The sequence below is a fragment of the Pseudomonas sp. SDO55104_S430 genome (assembly GCF_054070595.1).
On record NZ_JBSVXG010000330.1, the window covers coordinates 1 to 4738 of the forward strand.

Sequence of the window (4738 nt, forward strand, 5' to 3'; positions counted from 1 at the left end):
GGGGGGGTTTGTGAGTGGGGGTGGTGTCTCGGGAGGGGATTTTGTAGACGAACCCCCCCCCTTCGCGAGCAAGCCCGCTCCCACATGGGTGATGTGTCGACGCCAAAATCGGCGCTTGCCCTGTAGGAGCGAGGCTTGCCCGCGAAGACGGTGCTCCAGTCGACATTGATGGCGGCTGACATGCCGCTTTCGCGAGCAAGCTTCGCTCCTACAGGGGATGGGTAGCGGCTTGTTCGTTCAGCGCGAAAACCGGCTGCGGTATTCCCTTGGCGAAACCCCGAGGTTGCGCTGGAATGTCAGGCGCATCCGCTCTTCATCACCGAAGCCACAGAGCCTGGAGATCTGGTCGATGTTGCGTTCGGATTCTTCCAGCAAACGCCGGGCAGCCTCCACACGCAGCACTTCCACGGCTTTGGCAGGAGTCCGGCCGGTCTTGAGCTTGTAGACCCGGGCGAAGTTGCGCGGGCTCATTTGCACCTGCTGGGCAAGGGTTTCGACGGTGAGGTTTTCGGTGGCCAGGTTGTGCGAGATCCACAGGTGCAGTTCGTCGAACGCGGCACTTTCACTGGTTTGCGATTTGAGCAACTGACTGTACTGGGCCTGACCGCCGGGACGCTTGAGAAAAACCACCATCTCCCGCGCCACCAGCAGCGCCACTTCGCGCCCGCAATCCTCCTCCACCAGCGCCAGGGCAAGATCGATGCCAGCGCTGACGCCGGCGCTGGTCCAGATCGCATCCTGCTTGACGAAGATCGCATCGCTGTCGACTTCGATGGCCGGGTAGCGCTCCTTGAGCATGTCGCACATCAGCCAGTGGGTCGCGGCGCGGCGACCTTCCAGCAAACCGGCCTCGGCCAGCAGAAAGGTGCCGCTGCACACCGAGGCGGTGCGCTTGGCCTTGCCCGAGGCTTCAGCCAGCCAGGCCACCAGATCCAGAGAATGATTCATGGCCTGCAGAATGTTCGGCGCGCCAGGGGCGATCAGGGTATCGATGGTTCGAGCATCGAAATCGCTGAGCGCCACGGTGTTGACGGCCAGGCCCTCGGCGGTGTGCATCAGGCCGCCGGCCAGGCTCGCGGTGTGCAGCGTATAACCCGGCAGGTTGCGCGCGTTCATGTACTTGGACGCCGCCCAGAACACGGTCTGGGCACCGGTCAGGTCCAGCAGGCCCATTTCGGGATAGGCGAGAAACACAATCAAACGCGAGGGGTCGCACGCAAGCTTGGTGGATGACGCGGGGGAGGCGGGAGAGCTGGCGATTTCGTTCATGAGCTTCTGTTTTAGCGAGTTGGAATAATCTTAATTCGCAAACGGTATAAACGTAACGGCGCTTGATCGACTGGCAGGATTTACGGGTTTTATGTCAGTTCACCGTTGAAGTCCAGCGCTGTCTGTCCGGGCACTCGTGAAAATCCGGAACAATTGTATTGTCGATACCTGTCTGTTTTCGCACAAACGCGCTGGGTACCTTGGCGCCATCGAAATCAGACAAGGATCTGCCCCATGCTCAACCGATTGGTACTGCCCTTTGCCCTGCTGTTCACCCTCAACGCCGCCCACGCCGCCGATGCGCAAAATTGGTACCCGTCGCGTTACGGTGCCCAGGATGAAATCGGCGCGGCGAACCTGATCACCGCCGACTCGGTGCTCAACGCCGCCAAGCTGATCAAGACCGGCAAGACCTACCCGTTGGCAGTGGCCATCGACAAGAACCTGCCCGCCTTCCGCCATCGCAGTTTTCACCTGACCAACGTCCAGCCGGGCGAGGCAGGCGGCACCACCATGGGGCCGAACAAATTCACCTTCAACGATGAACTGGTAGTGGGCTGGACCGGGGTCGGCACCCAGCTCAACGGCATCGGCCACATCGGCATCGACAACGTCTACTACAACGGTAATCGTGCCGTCGACTTCGTGACCGTCGAGGGCGTGAAGAAGCTGGGTATCGAAAAGGTCCCGCCGATCGTGACCCGTGGCGTGGTCCTGGACATGACCGCGGTGTATGGCAAGGCCATCGTGCTGGAGAAAACCGAGTTCACCGTCGCCGATATCCAGAAGGCGTTGGACCTGCAGGGCATCAGCATCGAGAAGGGCGACGTGGTGCTGTTCAACACTGGTTGGCTTGAGCTTTTGGGCAAGGACAACGAGAAATTCCTCGCGGTGGAACCGGGCATCGGCATGGAGGCGGCCAAGTGGCTGGCGGACAAGCAGATCGTCGCGTTCGGCGGCGACACCTGGGCCTCGGAAATCTACCCCGGCACCGATGGCCAGGAATTCCCGGTCAACCAGTTCATGCTGGCCAAGAACGGCATCTATAACCTGGAGCTGATCGACAGCCGCGCACTGGTCAAGGACAAGGCCTGGACCTTCATGTTCGTGCTCGGCCAGCCGCTCTACAAGGGCTCGACCCAGGTCAACATCAACCCGGTGGCGATTCGCTGATCGATACAGTTGCTCAACAACGGGCCAGGGGATGACGAACGCTCATCCCCTGGCCCGTTGTTGTCATTTGTCCGGCCCCGAGACCGCGCCCCAAAATAATGCGCGAGAAATGGGCCAACGCAATCCCCTGTAGGAGCGAGCACGCTCGCGGTGAACGCCAGAGCACCGCTGGGTGTCAGGCACCCCGCGTCATCGTTGACGACCATCGCGAGCGTGCTCGCTCCTACACTGTCCTAGGCCCTGATGGATTTGCAACTTGAACAGAGCACCCGACGATATGGTCCCTTCACTTGGCAGTATCGCTTCACGTCTGCGCCTCAAACAGCTGAGGTTGCTGATCGCCCTCGATGATCGCGGCTCGCTGCACAAGGCCGCCGAGCAGATCTCGATATCCCAGTCCGGCGCCACCAAGGCGCTGCACGAGGTCGAGTCGTTGCTCGGCATGCCGCTGTTCGAACGCCAGCCCAAGGGCCTGGTGGCCAATGAAATGGGGCGCTGCATGATTCGTTATGCGCGGCTGATCTACAGCGATGTGGAACACCTGCGCGAGGAAATGCTGAGCATCATGCGCGGCCAGGGCGGGCGGCTGTCGGTGGGGGTGATCATGGGCGCGGTGCCGTTGCTGACCCGGGCGCTGACCGAACTTCGCCTCAAGCAGCCGGAGCTGTCGGTGGAGCTGGTGGAAAATACCAGCGCCACGCTGCTCGGCCTGCTGGATCAGGGACGGCTGGACCTGGCGATCTGTCGCACCAGCGTCGGCCAGCGTTCGGACGCCTATGACTGCATCGAGTTGAGTGAGGAGCCCCTGGCGGTAGTCGCCAGCAAGGACCATCCGCTGGCCAGGGTCGAGTCGTTGCAGTTGTCGCAACTGAGCGATTACCGCTGGGTGGTCTATCCCAAGGACATGCCGATGCGCCAGGCGCTGGAGCGGGAACTTAACGAGGCGGGGCTGGAGATTCCGCGTTATCCGCTGGAAACCTCGTCGACCTTCGCCACCATGATGCTGGTGCAGCAGGACCCGACCCTGCTGGCGGTGATCCCGGTGGAAGTGGCCGAGTTCTGCGAGCAGCACGATTTGCTGGTGAAGCTGCCGGTGTCGCTGCGCGCCTTGATCGAGCCCTATGGCGTGATCAGCCGGGTCGGCGCCGATCTGTCTCCAGCGGCGACCCTGCTGATCAACGAATTGCAGCGTGACCTGACTACTTGATCACGATGGGGTTCACCGGCGCGCCGGTGCCGCCGACGATCTTCAAGGGCGCGGCGGTGTAGAGGAACTGCCACTGGCCGTCTTCGGCGCAGTCTGCGGCCAGTTCATCGAGCAACGCCACTTCGGTGAAGGTCACGCCGAGGTTGCGCATCAGTGCGTTGTGCAGCGGAATCAGCACGCCCGACTGCGGATCGACCGCGACTTCGTTGGCCATGGTGTCGGTGACCAGGTTGGGGATTTCCATCTGGTGAAACCACTCCACCAGTTCGCGGCTGAAGGTCAGGCCCGGCTCGGCGAAATCCTTGTAGAACTCTTCGTGTTCGCGCTCGTAGAACGAGCCGATCCAGCCGGTGCGGATGATCAAAATGTCACGCTTTTGGATCTCGATGCCCTGGGCTTTCGCGGCGGCCAGCAGGTCGTGGTGATTGAAGGTCTCGCCCTTGTCCAGCACCGCCTTGTCGCGATGACGGGCCATGTCGATCAGCACCGCGCGCCCGACGATCCCGCGCTCGGCAATCGGCAGGATACTGGCCTTGTCCATGCCGCCGATGGTGCTCATGGCGTCGTAGCCGTTCCACAGTTTGTTGTCGTGCCAGACGTGGCCCAGGGCGTCGTACTGGGTCGAGCCTTGCAGGTGCATGAAGATCACGTCGTCAGCGTATTCGACGTGGCCGTCGAAGTGGGTCTTGCCGGCCAGGAAGTGGCCCTTGTCCAGCACGTTGACCCGCATCGACGGACGACGGCCTGGCCACAGCGGCTCGCCCTTGGGATGGCCGATCTGCACTTGCAGGGTGAACGTCTTGCCCTGACGCACGGCGCTGATGCCGCGCAGCACTTCGGCGTTTTGCAGGTAGTTAAGGGCACCGACTTCATCGTCAGGCCCCCATTTTCCCCAGTTGGTGGGCAGGCCTTCGAGCAGGGCCTTGGCATCGGGAGAAGGGTGGGCGGCGGTATTGTTGTTGTGTTCGCACATGGGGTTTTCCTTGGTTTACACGGATTCCGATGCACGCACATTCCCCTGTGGGAGCGGGCTTGCTCGCGAAAGAGGTGTTTTTGGCCCCCCCCCCTTTGCCCCCCCCGTCCCCTTCC

4 protein-coding genes are annotated in these 4738 nt (G+C 61.9%); 2 read left to right on the forward strand and 2 right to left on the reverse strand.

The genetic code is table 11. The features are described 5' to 3' along the window. Positions 1–237 precede the first annotated feature (237 nt). Entirely contained in the window at positions 238–1269 is a 1032-nt protein-coding gene (locus ACW9JE_RS28735) for a GlxA family transcriptional regulator (RefSeq protein ID WP_224536418.1), read from the reverse strand. A gap of 234 nt (positions 1270–1503) precedes the next feature. Between ACW9JE_RS28735 and ACW9JE_RS28740 the strand changes: the two genes are divergently transcribed. Together ACW9JE_RS28740 and ACW9JE_RS28745 are read left to right on the forward strand one after the other, a co-directional pair. Next, positions 1504–2442: a cyclase family protein gene (locus ACW9JE_RS28740; protein ID WP_457434679.1), complete on the forward strand. Its 939-nt coding sequence runs from the start codon at positions 1504–1506 to the stop codon at positions 2440–2442. A gap of 277 nt (positions 2443–2719) precedes the next feature. Then, positions 2720–3649 (forward strand): LysR family transcriptional regulator, encoded by a 930-nt coding sequence (locus ACW9JE_RS28745; RefSeq protein ID WP_224536443.1) that lies wholly within the window; start codon positions 2720–2722, stop codon positions 3647–3649. Here the strand turns inward: ACW9JE_RS28745 and ACW9JE_RS28750 are convergent. Then, entirely contained in the window at positions 3642–4622 is a 981-nt protein-coding gene (locus tag ACW9JE_RS28750; RefSeq protein WP_457434680.1) for a cyclase family protein, read from the reverse strand. The two genes, ACW9JE_RS28745 and ACW9JE_RS28750, sit on opposite strands and share 8 nt — an antisense overlap. Between the last annotated feature and the right edge of the window lie 116 nt (positions 4623–4738).

Excerpts from the sequence above, each read along its gene's own strand:
- ACW9JE_RS28745 (WP_224536443.1), top strand. The coding sequence starts at position 2,720 with ATGGTCCCTTCACTTGGCAGTATCGCTTCACGTCTGCGCCTCAAACAG.
- ACW9JE_RS28735 (WP_224536418.1), bottom strand. The coding sequence starts at position 1,269 with ATGAACGAAATCGCCAGCTCTCCCGCCTCCCCCGCGTCATCCACCAAG.
- ACW9JE_RS28740 (WP_457434679.1), top strand. The coding sequence starts at position 1,504 with ATGCTCAACCGATTGGTACTGCCCTTTGCCCTGCTGTTCACCCTCAAC.
- ACW9JE_RS28750 (WP_457434680.1), bottom strand. The coding sequence starts at position 4,622 with ATGTGCGAACACAACAACAATACCGCCGCCCACCCTTCTCCCGATGCC.